This window comes from Campylobacter sp. CH246 (assembly GCF_004378835.1).
Classification (GTDB): Bacteria; Campylobacterota; Campylobacteria; order Campylobacterales; family Campylobacteraceae; genus Campylobacter_D; species Campylobacter_D jejuni.
The window spans coordinates 167,058-188,029 of sequence record NZ_RYYA01000002.1 but is presented as its reverse complement, the minus strand read 5'-3'; the positions used below and the strand labels follow the sequence as shown (position 1 = coordinate 188,029).

At 30.6% G+C, this 20,972-nt stretch carries 20 protein-coding genes and 1 other RNA gene; 18 read left to right on the top strand and 3 right to left on the bottom strand.

All coding sequences use genetic code 11. From position 1 onward, the window contains the following. Positions 1-10: 10 nt before the first annotated feature. The 10 genes from ELQ06_RS02600 (at position 11) to ELQ06_RS02555 (ending at position 10,111) form a co-directional block, all read left to right on the top strand. Positions 11-904, top strand: a complete 894-nt coding sequence (locus ELQ06_RS02600) for a hexaprenyl-diphosphate synthase (protein WP_052776077.1) — start codon at positions 11-13, stop codon at positions 902-904. Beyond that, on the top strand, positions 904-2,202 hold the full coding sequence (gene hemA / locus ELQ06_RS02595; RefSeq protein ID WP_052797803.1) for a glutamyl-tRNA reductase: 1,299 nt from the start codon (positions 904-906) through the stop codon (positions 2,200-2,202). Before ELQ06_RS02600 ends, hemA begins: the two co-directional genes overlap by 1 nt. Beyond that, positions 2,186-3,895 carry a proline--tRNA ligase gene (locus tag ELQ06_RS02590; protein ID WP_079460100.1) on the top strand — a complete coding sequence of 570 codons (1,710 nt, stop codon included), beginning with the start codon at positions 2,186-2,188 and terminating at the stop codon, positions 3,893-3,895. The genes hemA and ELQ06_RS02590 overlap by 17 nt, the downstream gene beginning before the upstream one ends. Beyond that, entirely contained in the window at positions 3,892-4,281 is a 390-nt protein-coding gene (gene fxsA / locus ELQ06_RS02585; RefSeq protein WP_052797802.1) for an FxsA family membrane protein, read from the top strand. The genes ELQ06_RS02590 and fxsA overlap by 4 nt, the downstream gene beginning before the upstream one ends. Beyond that, positions 4,278-5,201, top strand: a complete 924-nt coding sequence (gene hemC / locus ELQ06_RS02580; protein WP_052797801.1) for a hydroxymethylbilane synthase — start codon at positions 4,278-4,280, stop codon at positions 5,199-5,201. The genes fxsA and hemC overlap by 4 nt, the downstream gene beginning before the upstream one ends. Further along, a complete protein-coding gene (locus tag ELQ06_RS02575) occupies positions 5,198-7,000 on the top strand; it encodes a menaquinone biosynthesis decarboxylase (protein ID WP_052781948.1) in 1,803 nt (600 codons plus the stop codon). Before hemC ends, ELQ06_RS02575 begins: the two co-directional genes overlap by 4 nt. 156 nt (positions 7,001-7,156) lie before the next feature. Further along, entirely contained in the window at positions 7,157-7,522 is a 366-nt protein-coding gene (locus ELQ06_RS02570) for a FlaG family protein (protein WP_002858519.1), read from the top strand. Positions 7,523-7,524: 2 nt separating this feature from the next. Further along, positions 7,525-9,456 (top strand): flagellar filament capping protein FliD, encoded by a 1,932-nt coding sequence (gene fliD, locus ELQ06_RS02565; RefSeq protein WP_052797800.1) that lies wholly within the window; start codon positions 7,525-7,527, stop codon positions 9,454-9,456. 12 nt (positions 9,457-9,468) lie between these two features. After that, positions 9,469-9,855 carry a flagellar export chaperone FliS gene (gene fliS / locus ELQ06_RS02560; protein ID WP_002776169.1) on the top strand — a complete coding sequence of 129 codons (387 nt, stop codon included), beginning with the start codon at positions 9,469-9,471 and terminating at the stop codon, positions 9,853-9,855. Next, the gene (locus ELQ06_RS02555; protein WP_002854794.1) at positions 9,836-10,111 is read left to right on the top strand and encodes a hypothetical protein; all 276 of its coding nucleotides are present in this window, start codon (positions 9,836-9,838) and stop codon (positions 10,109-10,111) included. Before fliS ends, ELQ06_RS02555 begins: the two co-directional genes overlap by 20 nt. Here ELQ06_RS02555 and rnpB read toward each other — a convergent pair. Next, an RNA gene (rnpB, locus tag ELQ06_RS02550) (RNase P RNA component class A) lies at positions 10,109-10,429 on the bottom strand. The two genes, ELQ06_RS02555 and rnpB, sit on opposite strands and share 3 nt — an antisense overlap. Before the next feature lie 113 nt (positions 10,430-10,542). On the opposite strand from rnpB, the gene efp reads away from it, so the two are divergent. The 6 genes from efp (at position 10,543) to ELQ06_RS02520 (ending at position 16,137) form a co-directional block, all read left to right on the top strand. Further along, complete coding sequence (efp, locus tag ELQ06_RS02545; protein ID WP_002855210.1) at positions 10,543-11,112, top strand: elongation factor P; 570 nt, start codon at positions 10,543-10,545, stop codon at positions 11,110-11,112. A 160-nt stretch (positions 11,113-11,272) separates the two neighbouring features. Further along, the gene (locus ELQ06_RS02540) at positions 11,273-11,965 is read left to right on the top strand and encodes a DUF969 domain-containing protein (protein WP_002877610.1); all 693 of its coding nucleotides are present in this window, start codon (positions 11,273-11,275) and stop codon (positions 11,963-11,965) included. Then, a complete protein-coding gene (locus ELQ06_RS02535; RefSeq protein WP_002858607.1) occupies positions 11,952-12,905 on the top strand; it encodes a DUF979 domain-containing protein in 954 nt (317 codons plus the stop codon). Before ELQ06_RS02540 ends, ELQ06_RS02535 begins: the two co-directional genes overlap by 14 nt. A gap of 9 nt (positions 12,906-12,914) precedes the next feature. Next, positions 12,915-13,919, top strand: a complete 1,005-nt coding sequence (locus ELQ06_RS02530) for a DUF2891 domain-containing protein (protein ID WP_002877604.1) — start codon at positions 12,915-12,917, stop codon at positions 13,917-13,919. A 117-nt stretch (positions 13,920-14,036) separates the two neighbouring features. Continuing rightward, positions 14,037-15,329 carry an SLC13 family permease gene (locus ELQ06_RS02525; RefSeq protein ID WP_079263919.1) on the top strand — a complete coding sequence of 431 codons (1,293 nt, stop codon included), beginning with the start codon at positions 14,037-14,039 and terminating at the stop codon, positions 15,327-15,329. A gap of 10 nt (positions 15,330-15,339) precedes the next feature. Then, the gene (locus ELQ06_RS02520) at positions 15,340-16,137 is read left to right on the top strand and encodes an amidohydrolase (RefSeq protein WP_052797799.1); all 798 of its coding nucleotides are present in this window, start codon (positions 15,340-15,342) and stop codon (positions 16,135-16,137) included. On the opposite strand, the gene ELQ06_RS02515 is transcribed toward ELQ06_RS02520, so the two are convergent. Both ELQ06_RS02515 and ELQ06_RS02510 read right to left on the bottom strand, forming a co-directional pair. Further along, positions 16,134-17,219, bottom strand: coding sequence for an FUSC family protein (locus tag ELQ06_RS02515; protein WP_052797798.1), 1,086 nt, complete (start codon positions 17,217-17,219; stop codon positions 16,134-16,136). The genes ELQ06_RS02520 and ELQ06_RS02515 overlap by 4 nt on opposite strands. Next, positions 17,216-18,448 carry a glutamate-5-semialdehyde dehydrogenase gene (locus ELQ06_RS02510; protein ID WP_052797797.1) on the bottom strand — a complete coding sequence of 411 codons (1,233 nt, stop codon included), beginning with the start codon at positions 18,446-18,448 and terminating at the stop codon, positions 17,216-17,218. The genes ELQ06_RS02515 and ELQ06_RS02510 overlap by 4 nt, the downstream gene beginning before the upstream one ends. A 70-nt stretch (positions 18,449-18,518) precedes the next feature. On the opposite strand from ELQ06_RS02510, the gene ELQ06_RS02505 reads away from it, so the two are divergent. Together ELQ06_RS02505 and ELQ06_RS02500 are read left to right on the top strand one after the other, a co-directional pair. Then, positions 18,519-19,454: an NAD(P)-binding domain-containing protein gene (locus ELQ06_RS02505; protein WP_052823847.1), complete on the top strand. Its 936-nt coding sequence runs from the start codon at positions 18,519-18,521 to the stop codon at positions 19,452-19,454. Between the two features lie 180 nt (positions 19,455-19,634). After that, positions 19,635-20,963: an MATE family efflux transporter gene (locus tag ELQ06_RS02500; RefSeq protein ID WP_052797795.1), complete on the top strand. Its 1,329-nt coding sequence runs from the start codon at positions 19,635-19,637 to the stop codon at positions 20,961-20,963. The last annotated feature ends 9 nt before the right edge of the window (positions 20,964-20,972 follow it).

The following is a 20,972-nucleotide window of genomic DNA, read 5'->3' as shown; positions in this document are numbered from 1 at the left end:
GGAAAAGATAGTGCAAAAAATAGATGAATTAATAAAACAGTTTTTACAAGAGCTTGGCTATGAACCTATTTTAAATATGCTTTCAAATGTAAAACCAGGAAAGAAATTACGCTCTAAATTATTATTAGCTATCGCAGATGAGAGTGAGATTGCTTTTAAAATTTGCGCAGCTATAGAATTGATACATCTTGCTAGTTTATTACATGATGATATTATCGATGAGAGTGAATTAAGGCGTGGAGCAAGATCTGTTAATGCTGAATTTGGCACAAAAAATGCTCTTATGTTGGGCGATATTTTGTATTCAAAAGCCTTTTATGAATTAAGCAAAATGGATGCTAGATTTGCAAGTATTATTTCAGATGCTGTTGTAAAGCTTGCTATAGGCGAACTTATGGATGTTGATTTGGGAGAGAAATTTAATATCAATAAAGAAGCTTATTTGAAAATGATCTATAATAAAACAGCTGTTTTGATTGAAGCAAGTGCTAGATGCGGAGCTATTTTGGCTGGATTATATGAAAAAGATTTTGCAGAATATGGTAAAAATTTAGGACTTGCTTTTCAGATGATTGATGATATTTTAGATATTAAGAGTGATGAAAAAATTCTTGGAAAACCTGCTATGAATGATTTTAAAGAGGGTAAAACTACCTTGCCTTATATTTATCTTTATGAAAATTTACAAGAACAAGATAGGATATATTTGCAGACTTTATTTAAAAAAGATTTAAATGAAAATGAAAAAGAATGGCTAAAAACTAAATTTGAAGAACAAAAAGCTTTAGAAAAAGCTATTTTAGAAGCTAAAACTTATGCAAAAAAGGCTAGAAAAGCAATTGAAAAATATGATAATAACAAGCTTAATGATATTATTAAAGCTATGATAGATAGGGAATTTTAATGTATTATTGTATATCTTTTACTCATAAAAATACAGATATTGCCTTAAGGGAAAAGTTAAGCTTTTCCAATGAAACTAAAAAAAGTGAGTTTTTAAAAATCATTAGCACTCATGAAAATATTGAAGAATGTTTGGTTATAAGTACTTGCAATCGTGTTGAAATTGTTGCTTTTGTAAAAATGGCCTGTGCGGAGTTTATTGTTAAATCTTTGGCTTTACTTTGTGATGTTGATAAAGATATTTTACTTGAAAAAGCTGATATTTTTGAAGATAGTGGAGCAATCCACCATCTTTTTTCTGTAGCAAGTTCTTTGGATAGTTTGGTGGTTGGAGAAACTCAGATAGCAGGACAATTAAAAGATGCCTTTGCTTTTGCTGTAAAAAATAATTTTTGTGGAGTACATCTTTCAAGAGCGGTACATAGTGCTTTTAAATGTGCTGCTAAGGTACGCAATGAAACTCAAATTTCTAAAAATTCTATTTCTATAGCTAGCGTTGCCGTGGCAAAAGCAAAAGAACTTGCAGATTTAACGCAAAAAAAAGCTGTTGTTATTGGAGCTGGAGAGATGGGAGAGCTTGCGGCAAAACATTTAATTGCTGCGGGTGCTAAGGTGATTATTTTAAATCGTGATTTACAAAAAGCTAAAGATTTGTGTGAGAGACTTGGTGTTTTAAGCGAATATGATAGTTTAGAAAATTTAAAAAAATATTTAAATCAATACGAGTTTTTTTTCTCAGCTACCAATGCACCAAATGCTATTATTACAAATTCTTTAATAGAAGAACTTTCTTATAAAAGGTATTTTTTTGATATTGCAGTTCCAAGGGATATTGATATCAATGAAAATGAAAATATATCTGTTTTTGCTGTAGATGATCTTGAAATTGTGGTTCAAAAAAATTTAGCACTAAGAGAACAAGAAGCTCGTATGGCTTATGGGATAATAGGTCGTGAAACAAGTGAATTTTTTAGGTATTTAAACGATTTGGCTTTGATGCCTATTATCAAAGCTATACGCTTGCAAGCTAAAGAATATGCAGATAAACAACTAGAAATTGCGTTAAAAAAAGGATATTTGAAAAAATCTGATAAAGAAGAGGCTAGAAAGTTGATTCATCAAGTTTTTAAGGCTTTTTTACACACGCCTACTGTGAATTTGAAACATTTACAAGGTAAAATGCAAAGCGATACAGTGATTAATGCTATGCGTTATGTTTTTGATTTGCAAAATAATCTTGAAGGTTTAAATCAATATAAATGTGAATTTGATATGGAGAATAATGATGAGATTTACTAAATTTTATGCACCAAGTTTAAAAGAAGCGCCAAAAGATGCGAGCTTACCTAGCCATATTTTTTTAACGCGTGCGGGTTTTGTAGAACAAATTGGTAGCGGACTTTATAATTTTTTGCCTTTGGGAAAAAGAGTTTTAGACAAGATTAAAAATATAGTTAAAGAAGAAATGGATAAGGCTGGAGCACAAGAAGTAAATCTTAGTTTTATCACTCCTGCAAGTTTGTGGCAAGAAAGTGGGCGTTATAATGTTTTTGGAAAAGAACTTTTGCGTTTTAAAGACAGAAAAGAAAATGAATTTGTTTTAGGTCCAACACATGAAGAAGCTATGCTTTCTTTGGTAAAAAACAAAATCACAAGCTATAAACAACTTCCTTTGCATTTATATCAAATTGGACTTAAATTTCGTGATGAAGCAAGGCCTAGATTTGGGCTTTTAAGATGTCGTGAATTTTTAATGAAAGATGGATATAGTTTTCATGCCAATGAAGAGGATTTAGGGCGTGAGTTCGAGCTTATGTATAAAACTTATTCTCAAATTTTGCAAAGAATGGGGCTTGATTTTAGAGCAGTTGAAGCTGATAGTGGGGCTATTGGTGGAAGTGGTTCTAAGGAATTTATGGTTTTAGCAAAAAATGGGGAAGATGATATTTTAATTTGCGAAAATTGTGACTATGCGGCTAATGTTGAAGCAGCAAAAAGAGTTAAAAAGACTTGCCAAGATGAGCGTCCTGAGGCAAATTATGCAAGTAAATTTCACACTCCAAATATAAAAACCATAGACTCTTTGGCACAATTTTTTAAAATTAATGCTTTTTATACAATTAAAGCAGTAGTAAAAAAAGCTATTTATGAGAATGAAAGCAAATTAGTTGTATTTTTTATAAGAGGAAGTGATGATTTACAAGAGGTTAAGGCTCAAAATGCTTGTAATGCTCTTGAATTAGTCGATGCAAGTGAAGATGAATTAGAAAAAGCTGGCTTAGTAGCTGGTTTTATAGGCTTTGTAGGATTAAAAGATATAGATTTTTATATAGATTTTGAGCTTGAAAACGAAAAACAAATGATTATGGGTGCGAATGAAAAAGATTATCATTTAATCGGTATTGATGTTGTAAATTTAAACAAAGATCGTTTTAAAGATTTGATTGAAGTTAAAGAAGGGGATTGTTGTGCTAAATGTGGAGCAAAATTAAAACAAAGCAAAGGTATAGAAGTAGGGCATATTTTTAAACTCGGACAAAAATATTCCAAAGCGATGAATGCAAATTTTTTAGATGAAAATGGCAAAAGTCAGCCTTTTTATATGGGATGTTACGGCATAGGTGTTTCACGCTTGTTGGCTGTAGCTATTGAAGCAAACCATGATGAAAAAGGATGTATTTGGAATAAAACTTTAGCTCCTTTTGTGCTTGAAATTATTGTTTCCAATATCAAAGATGAAAAGGCTTTAGAATTTGCCAATAAGCTTTATGAGGATTTAACTAATCTTGGATTAGAAGTCTTGCTTGATGATAGAAATGAGCGTTTTGGGGTTAAAATGAATGATTTTGAACTTATGGGTTTTCCTTATGCGTTAGTTATTGGTAAAGGATTAGAAAATAATGAAATAGAGCTTATCCAAAGAGAAGGTTTGATAAAAGAACTTATAAAAATTGATGAACTTATGGAAATTCTTAAAAAGAAAGTGTTATGAATTATAAATTAAGTTTAAGTCCTTTATTTGTACTTGAAATTATTGCAAGTATATTTTTTATAGTGTTTTTTGGTTTTGGTAATTTTTTATTTTTCATACTTTTGAGTATGATTTTTGGTGCGGTTTTATTGGGAATTTTTTGGAAAAATATGCTTGAATTTCAAATGGGTGGCTTAAAGGATATGTTAACACAATTTTCTTTTGTTATCGCAGGGTTTTTGCTTATTTTTCCAGGGATTATTACAAGTGTTTTTGGAATTTTTGTATTTTTCTTTGGTATTGCTTTGAAATTAATAACTAAATCAAAATATCAATACACTAAGCAAGAGTATCAAAATTCTAATGAAGAAATTATTGATGTTGAAATTATAGAGGATAGAAAATGAAGCTTATTATCGCAACAAGAAAAAGTCAATTAGCTCTTTGGCAAAGTGAGCATGTAGCCCAAATTTTAAAAAATACTCATTCTATTGAAGTGCTTTTAGAAGGTTTTAAAACAAAAGGTGATGTTTTGCTTGATTCTCCTTTGGCAAAAATTGGTGGTAAAGGACTTTTTACAAAAGAACTTGAAGAAAGTATGTTAAGAAAAGAAGCACATTTAGCAGTGCATAGTTTAAAAGATGTGCCTAGTTTTTTTCCTCAAGGTTTAGTTTTGGCAGCGGTAAGTAAAAGAGAGCAAAGCAATGATGCTATGCTAAGTCAAAATTATAAAGATTTTCTTTCTTTGCCAAAAGGTGCAAAAATCGGCACTACTAGTCTTAGACGCAAGATGCAGCTTTTATTATTAAGACCTGATTTAGAGATTATTTCTTTGCGTGGTAATGTTAATTCTCGTATAGAGAAATTAAAAAATAATGAATTTGATGCGATTATTTTGGCAATGGCGGGAATTAAACGCTTAAATTTAGATAAGCAAGTGAATTTTGTTTATGAATTTAGCAAGGATGAGCTTATTCCTGCGGCTTCTCAAGGAGCTTTAGGTATAGAAAGTATAAATGATGAAAAAATTTTAAAACTTTTAAAATGTTTAAATGATGAAAATGCTTTGATTGAAACAAGCATTGAAAGGGAATTTATTGCTACTTTAGAAGGGGGTTGTCAAGTTCCTATAGGTATTAACGCAGAGCTTTTAGGAGATGAAATTTGTGTGCGTGCGGTACTTGGACTACCCGATGGAAGTGAAATTTTAAAAGATAAAAGAATGATTAAAAAGAATGATTTTAAAGGTTTTGGAGAGAGTTTGGCTAAGGAGTTTATTGCTAAAGGTGCTAAAGAACTTTTAAAAAAAGCTGAGAGTATGATATGAAAGAATTTATTCAAATTTTAAAAGAAAATGATCTTTTAAGGGTAATTGAAGAACCTATAGATGTAGATCTTGAAATCGCTCATTTAGCCTATATAGAAGCTAAAAAAGGAGAAAAAGGGAAGGCTTTATTATTTAAAAATCCTATAGATAAAAAATTAAATAAACAATATAAATTTCCTGTTTTGATGAATACTTTTTGCAATGAAAAGGCTTTAAATTTAGCTTTTGGACGTGATTATGAAGAGGTGGCTGAAGAAATTTCAAAACTCATCAAGCTTCATATTCCTACGAGTTTTAAAGCAAAAATGGATTTTTTTATGAATTTGTTAAGTTTTAAAAATATTCCTCCTAAAAGACTGAAAAAAAATAAAGCCTTGTATGATTATGAAATTTTAAACTCACTTGAAGAACTTCCCATACTAAAAACTTGGGAAGATGATGCGGGTAAATTTATTACCATGGGGCAAGTTTATACACAAAATTTAGATAAAACTCAAAATAATCTTGGAATGTATCGTTTGCAAATGAGTGATAAAAATGAACTTTTAATGCATTGGCAAATTCATAAAGATGGGGCAAATTTTTATCACGAATACAAAAATGCTGGTTTTAAAAAAATGCCTGTAAGTATAGCCATAGGTGGAGATCCGCTTTATATTTGGTGTTCTCAAGCACCTTTACCTAAGGGAATTTTTGAACTTTTACTTTATGGTTTTATTAAAAAAACTCCTGCAAAAATTACTCCTTGTGAAAATGGTATTTTTGTACCTTATGATAGTGATGTGGTTATTGAAGGTTATGTGGATTTAGAAGAGTTTAAAATCGAAGGTCCTTTTGGAGATCATACGGGTTTTTACACTCCTGCTGAACTTTTTCCTGTGATGAAAGTAGAAAAAATTTATGCTAAAAAAGATGCGATCTATCAAGCAACGGTTGTAGGAAAGCCTCCTTTAGAAGATAAGATCATGGGACTTGGTACTGAAAGAATTTTTTTACCTTTGCTTCAAACTTCAGTACCTGATTTAATTGATTATAATATGCCTGAAAATGGGGTCTTTCATAATCTTATCTTAGCAAAAATCGATGCAAAATATCCCGCTCATGCGCAACAAATTATGCATGCATTTTGGGGAGTAGGGCAAATGAGTTTTGTTAAGCATGCAATTTTTGTGGATAAAAATGCACCTTCTTTGAAAGATTATGATGCTTTAATTCCTTATATGTTAGATCGTTTTAATACAAAGAAAATTTTAATTTCAGAAGGAATTTGTGATCAATTAGATCATGCTTCACCTAATTCTTGTTTTGGGGGTAAAGCAGGACTTGATGCTTGCGAAGAAATACAAGTTGAAGAGCTTGAAATTTTAGAAGATGAAAAATTACTAGAACTTTTTAAAACTAAGGTAGAACTTTTAAATTTAAAGCAATTTTATAAAGAAAGTAAAAGTCCTATAGTTTGTATTTTACTTGATAAAAAAGAAAAAATCGAACAAAGTTTTGACAAACTTTTAGAATTTAAAAAACATTTTAGGATTTTAGTGTTTTTAGATGCTGAAAATAAGCTTGAAAATTCTTATATGCTTGTTTGGCGTGTGGTAAATAATATAGATGCTAAAAGAGATATTTTTATCAAAGAAGAAAGACTTGGAGTAGATGCAAGTGCTAAAGGTGAGGCTGAGGGTTATTTAAGAGCTTGGCCTAAGCAAACAGATTGCACTAAAAGCGTCATAGAAGATTTGATCTTGCGTAATATTTTAGAAAATAATCCAGATCTTTTTAATAAATTTGAAATTTTTTAAGATAATTGAGATTTATTTTAAAATTTTGGCACAGTTTTTGCTTATTATTTTTTTATTATTGAAAAATAAAATTTTCTTTATAGGTGTTCATAAATTTATAAATTTGTCGATATAAGCTTTTAACTAGCAATAGGAAATTTTAAAAAGGATTTTAAAATGGAAATATCGAAGGCAAATGGGCAAATGGATACAGCTTTGGCAAACATTAGCCAAAGAACAAGTGAGACACAGGCTAGTTTAAACATTCAAACCGATAGAAGTCAAAGCCAAGGAGGCGATGATGGACAGCAACGAGGTGTGAGTGAAAAGTTGGCTGATATTACAAAAAAGTTAAATGAGCAAATGGATTCTCTAGATACCAATGTTCGTTTTGGTTATAGTGATAAAATCGGTTCTATGTATATTAGCGTGACTGAAAAAAGTACTGGAAGGGAAATCCGTCAAATTCCTAGCGAAGAAGCTATGAGATTAGCTGAGTATTTTAGGGATGTGATAGGAATGATATTTGATAAGGAGAGTTAAAAATGGCATTTGGTAGTCTATCTAGTTTAGGATTTGGTTCTGGGGTTTTAACTCAAGATACTATAGATAAATTAAAAGAAGCAGAGCAAAAAGCTCGTATTGATCCTTATACTAAAAAAATTGAAGAAAATACAACCAAACAAAAAGATTTAACAGAAATCAAAACTAAATTACTAAGTTTTCAGACGGCTGTTTCATCATTAGCCGATGCTACGGTTTTTGCGAAAAGAAAAGTTGTAGGAAGTATTAGCGATAATCCTCCAGCAAGTCTTACAGTTAATTCGGGCGTTGCTTTACAAAGCATGAATATCAATGTTACTCAACTTGCACAAAAAGATGTGTATCAAAGCAAAGGATTAGCAAATGACAGCGGTTTTGTTAATGCAAATTTAACTGGAACCACCGATCTTACTTTTTTTTCAAATGGCAAAGAATATACTGTTACGGTAGATAAAAACACAACCTATAGAGATTTAGCTGATAAAATTAATGAAGCTAGTGGAGGAGAGATTGTCGCTAAGATTGTAAACACAGGAGAGAAAGGCACTCCTTACCGCTTAACTTTAACCAGTAAAGAAACAGGCGAAGACAGTGCGATAAGTTTCTATGCTGGAAAAAAAGATGCGCAGGGTCAGTATCAAAGTGATCCAGAGGCAGAAAACATATTTTCAAATCTTGGATGGGAATTAGATAAAACGACTCAGACTATTGATCCAGCTAAGGATAAAAAAGGTTATGGCATTAAGGATGCTTCTTTGCATATCCAAACTGCGCAAAATGCAGAATTCACACTTGATGGTATTAAGATGTTTAGATCAAGTAATACTGTTACCGATCTTGGTGTAGGAATGACTTTAACTTTAAATAAAACAGGTGAAATTAATTTTGATGTACAGCAAGATTTTGAAGGTGTGACAAAAGCCATGCAAGATTTGGTGGATGCTTATAATGATTTAGTAACCAATCTTAATGCTGCAACTGACTATAATAGTGAAACTGGAACAAAAGGAACTTTACAAGGCATCAGTGAAGTAAATTCAATACGCTCAAGCATTCTTGCTGATTTGTTTGATTCTCAAGTTGTTGATGGAACTACTGAAGATGCAAATGGTAATAAAGTAAACACTAAGGTTATGCTTTCTATGCAGGATTTTGGCTTAAGTTTAAATGATGCAGGCACTTTGAGTTTTGATTCTTCTAAATTTGAACAAAAAGTTAAAGAAGATCCAGACTCTACTGAAAGTTTTTTTTCAAATATTACTAAATACGAAGACATTAATCACACAGGAGAGGTAATTAAGACAGGAAGTTTAAGTAAATATCTTAATTCCAATGGAGGTAATACTAATGGTTTAGAATTTAAACCAGGAGATTTTACTATAGTTTTTAATAATCAAACATATGATTTATCTAAAAATTCTGATGGTACTAATTTTAAATTAACAGGGAAAACAGAGGAAGAATTGCTTCAAAATTTAGCTAATCATATAAACAGTAAAGGTATTGAAGGCTTAAAAGTTAAGGTTGAATCCTATAATCAAAACAATGTTACAGGGTTTAGGTTGAATTTTAGTGGAGATGGTAGTTCGGATTTTTCAATCAAAGGAAATGCTAGCATTCTCAAGGAATTAGGTTTGTCTGATGTAAATATAACCTCTAAGCCTATAGAAGGTAAAGGTATTTTTTCAAAATTAAAAGCCACGTTGCAAGAGATGACTGGAAAAGATGGTTCAATTACAAAATATGATGAGAGTTTGACAAATGATATTAAATCATTAAATACCTCTAAAGACTCAACTCAGGCTATGATTGATACAAGATATGATACAATGGCGAATCAATGGTTGCAATATGAGAGTATTTTAAATAAACTCAATCAACAGCTAAATACTGTAACTAATATGATTAATGCGGCAAACAATTCTAATAATTAAGGATAAAAAAAGATGCAAAATAATTTAGCCTATAATGCTTATTCTCAAAATCAAGTGGGGATAGAGTCTCCGCAAAAACTTATTGAAATGCTTTATGAGGGAATTTTGCGTTTTTGTGCAAGAGCTAAAGTAGCCATAAGAAATGAAGATATAGAACAAAGAGTGTATTTTGTAAAAAGAACCACGGCTATTTTTATAGAGCTTATTAATACTTTAAACTATGAAAAAGGCGGAGAAGTGGCACATTATTTAAGCGGGCTTTATACAAGAGAAATTCAACTTTTATCTTTGGCAAATTTAGAAAATAACGAAGATAGAATCAATGAAGTTATAAATGTAACCAAAGGTTTGCTAGAAGCTTGGAGAGAAGTGCATAACAATGAAACAGTGGCTCAGTGATTTTAAACTTGCATTAATCCAAGAAGATGTCAATAAACTTGAAAATTTACTTGATGAACTTGATATGAAAACTTTTATTAAAAATTTAGCCAAAGAATCGCCTTCAGAAGATTTTTTAAAAGAAAATGCAAATGATGTATTCTATCAAGTTCAAGCTCTTTTGCAAGAAGCTGTTATACTGATTGAACAAAAGAAAAAAACAAAAGCTGTTGAAATTCAAAAATTTCAAAAAGCGTTGACATATTTTAAATCTTAAAAAAGCATAGCGATAAGCCGAGTTCTGTCTTGAATGCTCATTTATCTAGTTTTGTTTTTGCAAACAAAATCAAGCGAAGGGTTAAAACAAAGACGCTAACCATCCCTTCTTGCTGCACATTGGGTTTACATAGCCGAAATTGTTACCAAAATCGCTGGTGGGCTTTTACCCCGCCGTTTCACCTTTTCCACTTGCGTGGTAGTTTTCTTTCTGTTGCACTATCCCTTAGGTTACCCTAGCCATCTGTTAGATGGAATGTTTGTCTTTAGCAGCTCGGACTTTCCTCTCCTAAAAAGAAGCGAGCATTTACTATGCTTTAAATTTGGATTTTAACGTAATTTTACTTATTTTTTCATCAAATAAAATAATTTTATTGTGATATCAATCAAAATTTGATAAAATTATTTTTTATTTTTTAACAAAGGAAATTTATGGCATCTTATTCAATGGGTGATTTAAAAAAGGGACTTAAAATAGAAATCGATGGAATTCCTTTTAAAATAGTTGAGTATCAGCATGTAAAACCAGGCAAAGGTCCTGCTTTTGTGCGTATTAAAATCAAATCTTTTATTGATGGTAAAGTACTTGAAAAAACTTTCCATGCAGGTGATAAATGTGAAGCTCCAAATTTAGAAGATAAAACTATGCAGTATCTTTATGATGATGGTGAAAATTGCCAATTTATGGATACACAAACATATGAACAAGTAGCTATTAGTGATGATGATGTAGGTGAGGCGAAAAAATGGATGCTTGATGGTATGATGGTAGATGTGCTTTTCCATAATGGTAAAGCTATCGGCGTAGAAGTTCCACAAGTTGTTGAACTCAAAATCATCGAAACAGCTCCAAATTTTAAGGGTGATACTCAAGGATCAAATAAAAAACCGGCTACATTGGAAACAGGCGCAGTAGTGCAAATTCCTTTTCATGTGTTAGAAGGTGAAGTTATACGCGTTGATACTGTGCGTGGTGAGTATATAGAAAGAGCGAACAAATAATACAAAAAAAAGCTTTTGGACTATTCCAAGGCTTTTTTAAATTTATATAAAATTTATTTTGTTACTTAATTTCTCATTCCATTCTTAAAAATATTTTTTTAAACTTTTCTTTAATTTAAAATTTCTATAATATTTCTAATTCATATTGTGGAGATGGTTGATGGAATGGTTACTTCTTGCTTCTATACCTTTGATTGTTTTAGGTTTTGCTTTAAAGATTAACCCCTTTTTAGTGGTAACTTCAGTTGGAATTTATACTGGACTTGTTTCAGGTTTTGATTTTGTTAAGGTTGTTAGTGATATAGGAAAATCTTTTGTAGATAATCGCTATGTTGCTATAATTTGGCTTATTTTACCTTTACTTGCTGTTTTGGAACGCAAAGGCTTAAGAGAGCAGGCTAAAAATTTAATATCCAAAATAAAAGTTGCCAGTACAGGACGAATTTTAATGTGTTATTTTGTTTTTAGACAAGTTACTGCAGCTTTAGGGCTTTTATCTTTAGGCGGACATGCACAGATGATAAGACCTTTAATAGCCCCTATGGCAGAAGCTGCAGCTAAGCTTAAATTTAAAAACTTAACACATAAAGATAGTCAAAAAATCAAAGCTTTTTCTGCGGGAACGGATAATGTTGCTGTATTTTTTGGAGAGGATATTTTTATAGCCGTGCATTCTATTTTATTTATTAAAGCTTTTTATGAGAGCAATGGTATTATTGTTGAGCCATTGCATTTATCAGTTTGGGCTATACCAACTGGAATTTTGGCTTTAATTATCCATTGTTCTAGACTTTATTTATTTGATAAAAGATTAGAAAAAACTTATAAAGGGTTGAGTGATGATAAGTCTTGATTTGCTTTATTATATTGTAGGAATTTTATTTTTAGTTTTTGGAATTTTAAGTTTTTCTAATCAAGCTAAAGATATAAAATCAAGAATAAGCGGCGGGGTATTTTGGATAAGTTATAGTTTTACTTTTTTACTAGCAGGAGTTTTGCCTCATTTTGTGATGGGTTGTATAGTGATTTTACTAGCACTTATAGCAGGATTTAATTTATTAAAACCAGCAAAGATTGAAGTTAGTAAAGAAGAAAAAGAATACGAGATAAAACATGCAAATATTTATAAAAATAAACTTTTTATTCCTGCTTTAATGGTTCCTTTGATTACACTTATTGGGACTTTTTTATTTCCCTATTTGAGTTTTTTTGAAAATAAAAATGCTACATTGATGGCTTTGATTATAGGTATAATTATTTCTTCAGTGGTTGCTTGTTTTATGTTTAAGGCTTCTCCTAAAAGAGCCGTTAAGGATGCAGCACATACTATGGATCACATTAGTTGGGCGGCGCTTTTACCGCAAATTTTGGCTACACTTGGAGTAGTTTTTGTTTCTACGGGAATGGGCGATCAAGTATCTAAACTTTTATCTAGTTATATTAGTTTAGATAATGCTTTTATTGCAGTAGCTGTGTATTGTATTGCTATGGCGCTTTTTACTATAGTAATGGGTAATGCTTTTGCAGCTTTTCCTGTGATTACTGCTGCTATTGCTTTGCCGATTTTAATCATACAAATGCATGCAAATCCTGCTATTATAGGAGCGATTGGAATGCTTAGTGGATTTTGCGGAACTTTAATGACGCCTATGGCTGCAAATTTTAATATAGTTCCTGCGGCACTTTTAAATTTAGATGATAAAAATGGCGTAATTAAAGCCCAGTTTATGTCAGGACTTGTTTTGCTTGTAGCTAATATCTTTTTAATGTATTTTTTAGCTTTTAGATTTTAAGGAGAAACAATGGAAAAATTTATAAAACAATTTAGCTTTATTGCACTAGAAAATATTTTTAGAGAATTGCCAAATAAAATCACACATTCTTTTAATGATATCAATGATATTAAACCGCCAAAACTTATGTATCCTATATTTTATGGTTCTTATGATTGGCATTCTAGCGTGCATTCTCACTGGCTTTTGGTGAAAATTTTAAAAGATTTTTCTCATTTTGCCCCAAAGGATGAAATCATCAAAGCCTTAGATTCTCAATTTAGCAAAGAAAAAGCAGAAGGAGAGCTTAAGTATCTTCAAAACCCTGCACACAAAGGTTTTGAAAGACCTTATGGATGGGGATGGTTTTTAAAACTGGCTTTGGAGATAAATTTACTTGCCAAAGAAAATTACAAAGCTGAAATTTGGGCTAAAAATTTAGAAGGCATAGCTGATTTTTTTGTTAAAGAATTTAAGGAGTTTTTGCCTAAGATGGATTATCCTATACGAGTTGGAACTCATTTTAATAGCTCTTTTGCTTTGTATTTTGCTTTAGAATATGCAAGATTTAAAAAAGATCAAGAATTGGAGTATTGCATCATCCAAAGTGCTAAAAAGTGGTTTTTAAATGATAAAAATATGCAAGCCTTAGAGCCTTGTGGAGATGAGTTTTTATCTCCTGTTTTGATGGAAGCGGTGCTTTTAAGTGCTGTTTTACCTAAAAATGATTTTGTAAAATTTTTTAAAGCATATTTGCCAAATTTAGAAGCAAAAGAGCCTGCAACTTTATTTACCCCTGTGAGTGTGAGTGATAGGAGCGATGGTAAAATAGCACATCTAGATGGGCTAAATTTAAGTCGTGCTTGGTGTTTTAAAATACTTTCAAATTTTTGCGATGAAAATTTAAAAATTCTTTTAAGAAACAATGCTACAGAGCATTTTGATAAAGCCATAGCTCATATAGAAGATGATTATCTTGGGTCGCATTGGCTAGGAAGCTTTGCTTTGCTTGCTATGGATGTGGATATTTTATAAAAATTTCATAAGATGAGTAAATTTGTTACTAAATAGATATTTTTTAAATTTAGATTTTGTTTTTATGCTTTGAAAAATATATTTTTTGATATTATAAGCCCTATAATATTTTAAAGGATGATAATGGTTTTTTTAATCATCTCTAGTATTATAGTGGCTATTATTTTGGGCTATATTACTAGACATAATGTTGGAATTTTTGCTATGATTTTTGCTTATATTATAGGAGCTTTTTTTATGGATTTAGCTCCTAAAAAAATCATAGCTTTTTGGCCTATTTCTATATTTTTTGTTATTTTTGCTGTTTCATTGTTTTATAATTTTGCAACCGTAAATGGAACTCTTGAAAAATTAGCTGGACATTTGATGTATCGTTTTGCTAATCATCCTTATTTGCTTCCTTTTGTTATTTTTGTGGTTAGTGCTATTATAGCTGCTTTAGGAGCAGGTTTTTATACGGTTTTAGCTTTTATGGCACCACTTACTTTTTTACTTTGCGATAAAATCGGTTTAAGCAAAATTGCTGGAGCTATGGCTATAAACTATGGTGCTTTGGGAGGAGCAAATTTTATGACTTCTCAAAGTGGGATTATTTTTCGAGGATTGATGGAAAATTCAGGCATTGAAGCAAATGAAGCTTTTGTAAATTCTAGTATTATTTTTGCTTTTACTATAATTTTGCCTATTGTGATATTATCTTTTTTTGTGTTTAATGCTTTTAAAAATAATATAAAAATCAGTGTTATTTCAAAACCTGATTCATTTGATTATAAACAAAAAACTACTTTAATTCTTATGTTTATGATGATTGTTGTTGTTTTAATCTTTCCTGTGCTAAATATTATTTTTCCACATAATGAGACAATTAGTTATTTTAATAAAAAAATAGATATAGCTATGATAGCCATGATTTTTGTTGCCATTGCTTTATTTTTAAAATTAGCTGATGAGAAACAAGTTGTTGCTTTAATTCCTTGGGGAACCTTGATAATGATTTGTGGAGTAGGGATGTTAATTAGCATAGCGGTTGAAGCAGGGGCTATAAAATTATTTTCAGATCTTGTAGAAAATGAGATCAATGTGATTTTTATTCCGTTAATAATGTGTGCTATTGCAGCTTTTATGTCGCTTTTTTCAAGCACTTTGGGCGTGGTTACTCCAGCGCTTTTTCCTATAGTTCCAAGCATTGCTGCAAGTAGTGGATTAAGCGAGGTATTGCTTTTTTCTTGTATTGTTGTAGGGGCTCAAGCTTCTGCTATTTCTCCTTTTTCTTCTGGAGGAAGTTTAATTTTAGGATCTTGTCCTGATAAATATAAGGAAAAATTATTTAAAGATTTGCTTATTAAAGCTGTGCCTATAGGATTTATAGCGGCGATTTTAGCTACTATTATAATGAGTTTTATTTTATAAGGATAATTGAATGAAGATTGATACTCACGCACATATATTTTTGAAAAAGTTAAATACGGTTGCAAATGCAAGATATAAGCCTGATTATGACGCTAGTTTTAAAGATTATAAAGCAAATTTAGATCATTATGATTTTGATAAAGGGGTTTTAGTTCAGCCAAGTTTTTTAGGTGTTGATAATGAATTTTTGCTTCAGAGTATCGAAAAAGATGAAAATATAAAAGCTATAGTTGTGGTTGATGAAGGTATTAAATTTGATGAGCTTAAAAAACTAAAAGAAAGAAAAGCTTGTGGAGTTAGATTAAATTTAATTGGCAAAGAATTGCCAAATTTTAAAAGTATGGTTTGGACTCAATTTTTTGAAAATTTAAGTAAGCTTAAAATGCAAATAGAAATTCAAAGAGATTTAGATAATAATCTTGTTGATATTGTTGAAAATTTAATTCCTTATGGTTGTAATATTGTTATCGATCATTTAGCAAGAGCTAATGCAAACTTAACAAATTTAGAGGATTTAATTTGCTTAAAAAACTCTAGAATATTTTTTAAAATTAGCGGTTTTTATAGAGCAAAAATAGACTATGCTAATAATGAACAAGCTGTAAAATTTGCAAAGAAAATATATGAAATTTTAAAAGAACATTTTCCACTTAGCAATTTTGTTTTTGGAAGCGATTGGCCACATACAAATTTTGAAGCAAATATTAATTTTTCATCGGCTCTAGTGGCTTTTAATGAAGTTGTCGTATCTAGAAAAGAACAAGAGCAAATTTTAGGGGATAATGCTTGTGCTTTATTTGGCTTTTAAGCTTTTTGTTTTATCCTAAAGATGTATTTTGCAATGCGTTCAAAATGCATTCTTAGATAAGGTTTGTAAATCACAAAACCACCTAAAAGCCCTAAAATGCTTCCTATTACAACATCAATTAAACGAGCGAGTATTAATTTATCTGCATTTTCACTCATAAAATTAGCTGCTTCCGAAAGATAAGTAGCATAAGGAGTAAAGAAAATCATAGCTAAAGCATAGTTTCGATTGATTAAAAATTGTCCTATAAAAAACAAAGACATCATAAGTAAAATAAGCTCTATATCGTGAAATTGTTTAGATAAAAGCCACCATGCAAAACATACTCCTAAGGCCGTTCCTATGATGCGTTGAATTTGTTTAATCCATATAGAATTTAAAGTTACACCTTGCATAATAGCTGTGCAAGAAATGGCTATCCAATAACTTCTTTCAAGTTCTAAAAAAGTTCCTATAAATATAGAAAAAGCCACAAAAGAACCCATGATCAAAGAATCCACAAAAACTGCATCAAAACCTATGTATTCTCTAGGTGGAATTTCGCTAGGTAAAGCATTTTTAAATCCATAAATCACAACGATAGAATATAACAAAGCCATTAAATTAGCTACCATTGCTCCAAGAAAAACAAGACCTACTAAAAAGATAAAATCCTTAGCTTCAAAAGGAGAATAAGCTCCTAAAATACAAGAAAATACAAAGAAAAAATATCCAGGTGCACCAATGTTATAGTATCTAATTAAAATAGAACTTCCCATGGCCATAATTCCTATAGGGATGAAGGCAAAAATTGCAGGCAAAAAATGAGTTAAAATTCCTAAGAAAAAACTAGAAACTATGCCAAAAGAACAGCACATCACAACAGCCATTCTATGATATAAAGGAGTGTTTGGAACATATAAAAAAGACAAAGCTCCTATCATGGCAATGAGTCCATAGTTTAATTTTCCAAAAAATACACTAAGCCCTAAAACTATACCCACGCCTAAAGCCGCAAAAAAAGGCATTTGCCAAACTTGTTCGCTTGAATTTAATTTAGCAATTTCTTTAAAGTGTTGCTTTAGTATTTCTATTTTATTCACTCTCGAATTTGTCCTTCCCCATTGATTATATATTTATAAGTGCAAATATCTTCAATCCCCATAGGACCTCTTGCATGCAATTTGTTGGTTGAAATTCCAACTTCTCCACCAAAGCCAAATTCTCCTCCATCGCTAAAACGCGTTGAAGCATTAGCATAAATACAAGATGAGTTTATAAGGCGTTGAAATTTAGCGATATTTGAAGCATCATTTGAGATAATGGTTTCAGAGTGCAAGGAGCTGTGTTTATTGATATGCTCTATAGCTTCATCGCAATCTTTTACTAATTTTACACTTAAAGCAAAATCAAGCCATTCTGTATCAAAGGTATTTTCATTTGCTTTAAAAATTTCTAAATTTGAGTTGTTAAAATAAGTCAAAGCATTTTCATGGGCGTGAATTTTTACCTTAAATTTTTCAAATTCAGGTATTAAAAGACTTATAAAATTTTTAGCAATTTTTTCATGGATTAAAAGCGTTTCTAAAGCGTTACAAACACTTACTCTTTGACACTTTGCATTAAGGATTATTTTTAAAGCCATATCTAAGTTAGCACTTTGATCTACAAAAGCATGACACAAGCCTTTATTTTGCTTAATGAGAGGAATTTTGGTATTGTTTGCAATTTCTTGTATCATATTTGAACTTCCGCGAGGTATGATCACATCGATTAAATCATCAAAGGCTAGAATTTGCAAGATTTCATCTCTTTGGGTAAACATAGCAAAACAATCTTGCAAATCAAATTCCTTAAGTGCTTTATTAACAAGAGTAAATATGGCTTTATTTGTAAATTTTGCTTCACTTCCGCCTTTAAATACACAAGCATTGGAACTTTTTATCATTAAAGCTGCGATTTCAGCGCTAAGACTAGGCCTTGCTTCATAAATAACACAAATGAGTCCTAAAGGAATGCTCATCTTTTGTATGCTCAAACCCGCATAATTTTTCCAGCCTTTAGAAATTTTGCCTATAGGATCTTCGATGTAAGCGATTTTTTCTAGGCCTTCGCAAAGAGCTAAAATACGTTTTTCATCTAGCAAAAGCCTATCTTTCATTGCTCTGCTTTTTGTGAAATTTGCCATATCTTTTTTATTTGCTTCTAGGATAATTTTGAAATTTTCTCTTAAAATTTGAGCTAATTTTAGAATAATTTTTTCTTTATCTTTGGGTGTTAAGTTAAGTAGTTTTTGAGAATTTTTCTTAATATTTTCAAGCAAATTTCGCATTTTTAATCCTTTATTTACAAAAAACTTGATAAATTATACAAAAAAATTTAGAATTGAAAGGTAAATATAAATGAAAAAAATAGATTTAATTGTAGTAGGTGCAGGTCCAACAGGGATAGGCTGTGCAGTTGAAGCCAAGCTTAAAAACAAAGAAGTTTTGATACTAGAAAAATCAAATAACATTTGTCAAACTTTAATGCAATTTTATAAGGATGGCAAAAGAGTAGATAAAGCTTATAAGGGATGCGAAGGAACCAATCACGGACATGTTCCTTTTGAAGATGGCACCAAAGAAAGCACTATAGAAACTTTTCAAAACGCTTTAAAAGAGCAAAATATAGAAGTTGAATTTGGTTCTGAAGTTGAGAGCGTTAAAAATGAAAATGGAGTTTTTTTAGTAAGTACAGCTAAAGGTGTTTATGAGTGTAAAAACATTATTGTTGCTATAGGTAGAATGGGTAAACCTAATAAACCTGATTACAAACTTCCTATGACTTTAACAAAAATCATTAATTTTAATGCCAATTCAGTTTTGGGAAATGAAAAAATTCTTGTTGTAGGTGGCGGAAATTCAGCAGCAGAATACGCTGTGGATTTGGCAAATTCAAATCAAGTTAGCCTTTGTTATCGTAAAAAAGAATTTACAAGATTAAATGATATAAATCTTAAAGATATTCACGAAGCTGGAAATTCGGGTAAGGTAGAGTTAAAATTAGGAATTGATATTAATGAAGTAGAAGATGATAATGGCAAAGCTAAAGTAAATTTTACCGATGGTACAAGCGATATTTATGATAGAATCATTTATGCTATTGGTGGTTCTACTCCACTTGATTTTTTACAAAAATGTGGGATTAATGTTGATGATAAAGGCGTGCCTTTAATGGATGAAAACAAACAAAGCAATGTTAAAGGCATCTTTGTAGCAGGAGATATTGCTACTAAAAATGGAGCAAGTATAGTTACAGGGTTAAATGACGCTGTGAAAATTCTTTCTGTGCTTTAAAATTTAGCCTTTGGGCTAAATTTTTATTTTAGTTTAATCTAGAAAATTCATATGCAAAATAAAATAAATATTAATAAACTTATTGCGAAATTACTTTATTTAAATTCTTACATACTAGGACTTTTGGCATTTTATTAGCGGTTTAAAATATTTTTAATTTTAAATATTTTAAGGATTATTATGTCAAGTATTTTTAGCACCTTAAGCCCTTTTAGGCTTTTTGTAAAATGTGCCGTGCCAAATGTTATAAGCATGGCTTTTATTTCTTTTTATTATATAGTTGATGGAATTTTTGTTGGAAAATATCTAGGAAGTGATGCTTTAGCGGCACTAGCCTTGATTATTCCCTTTATCATGATGTCTTTTGCTTTGGCTGATATGATAGCCATAGGATCAGCAGTGCAAATTTCTATGCATTTAGGTTTAGGCAAGAAGAATTTAGCTAGAAAGATATTTAGCTCAAGTATGTTGATTATCTTTATAATCTCTTGTTTTATCGGAATTTTGGAGTATTTTTTAGGACCTGTTTTGATTGATTGTTTAAATGTTAGCGATGAGATTAAAACGATGACTAAAGAATGTATGTTTGTTTTTGCTTTGTTTGCACCTTTTACTATGCTTTCTTTTGCTTTGGATAATTATTTAAGAATTTGCGGAAAAACTGCTTATAGTATGGTAATGAATGTGATTATAGCATTAAGCAATATAGTGCTTGATTATATTTTTATAGTCGAGTTGGGTTGGGGCTTATTTTCAGCTGCTCTTGCAACTTGTTTGGGACTTGTTTTAGGTGGTATTTTTGGAATTTTTCCTTTCTTGTTTCAAAATTTAGAGCTTAAAATTTCAAGCCTATACATGAATTTAAAAATTTTTAAAAATATTCTTTATAACGGAAGCAGTGAGTTTTTTGGCAATATTTCAGGATCTTTATATAGTATTTTTGCAAATTTTGTTTTATTAAAAATTTCTGATACTCAAGCCGTGGCAGCCTTTTCTATAGTTTTATATATTGATAGTTTTATTATAATGCTTATTATTGCTATGGGTGATGCAATGCAGCCTGCGCTTAGTTACAACTATGCTAAAAAAGATTTTTCAAGAATCAAAGCTATTGTAAAAGTGGTATTTTTTGCAGGGGGATTTTTATCTTTATTCTCTATAGTGCTTATATTGATATTTGGAGAAAATTTAATCACGCTTTTTACAAAAGAAAACAATCAAGAATTTAAAACTTTTGCTTATACAGCTTTGATGCTTTTTGCTTTTAATTATTTTTTTGCATGGTTTAATGTTCTAAGTGGTTCTTTTTTGACAGCTTTTAATAAGGCAAGCTTTTCTTTGGTTTTAAGTTTGGCGCAAAATTTATTTATACCTTTGTTTTTTCTTTTGCTTTTATCTTATTTTATAGGTTTAAATGGAGTATGGCTAAGTCCATTTTTTGCTGAATTTTGTGTTTTGATTTTAGCTTGGATTTTTCTTAAAAGAATTTTTAAAGATCTATCTTTATAGGAGATAGAT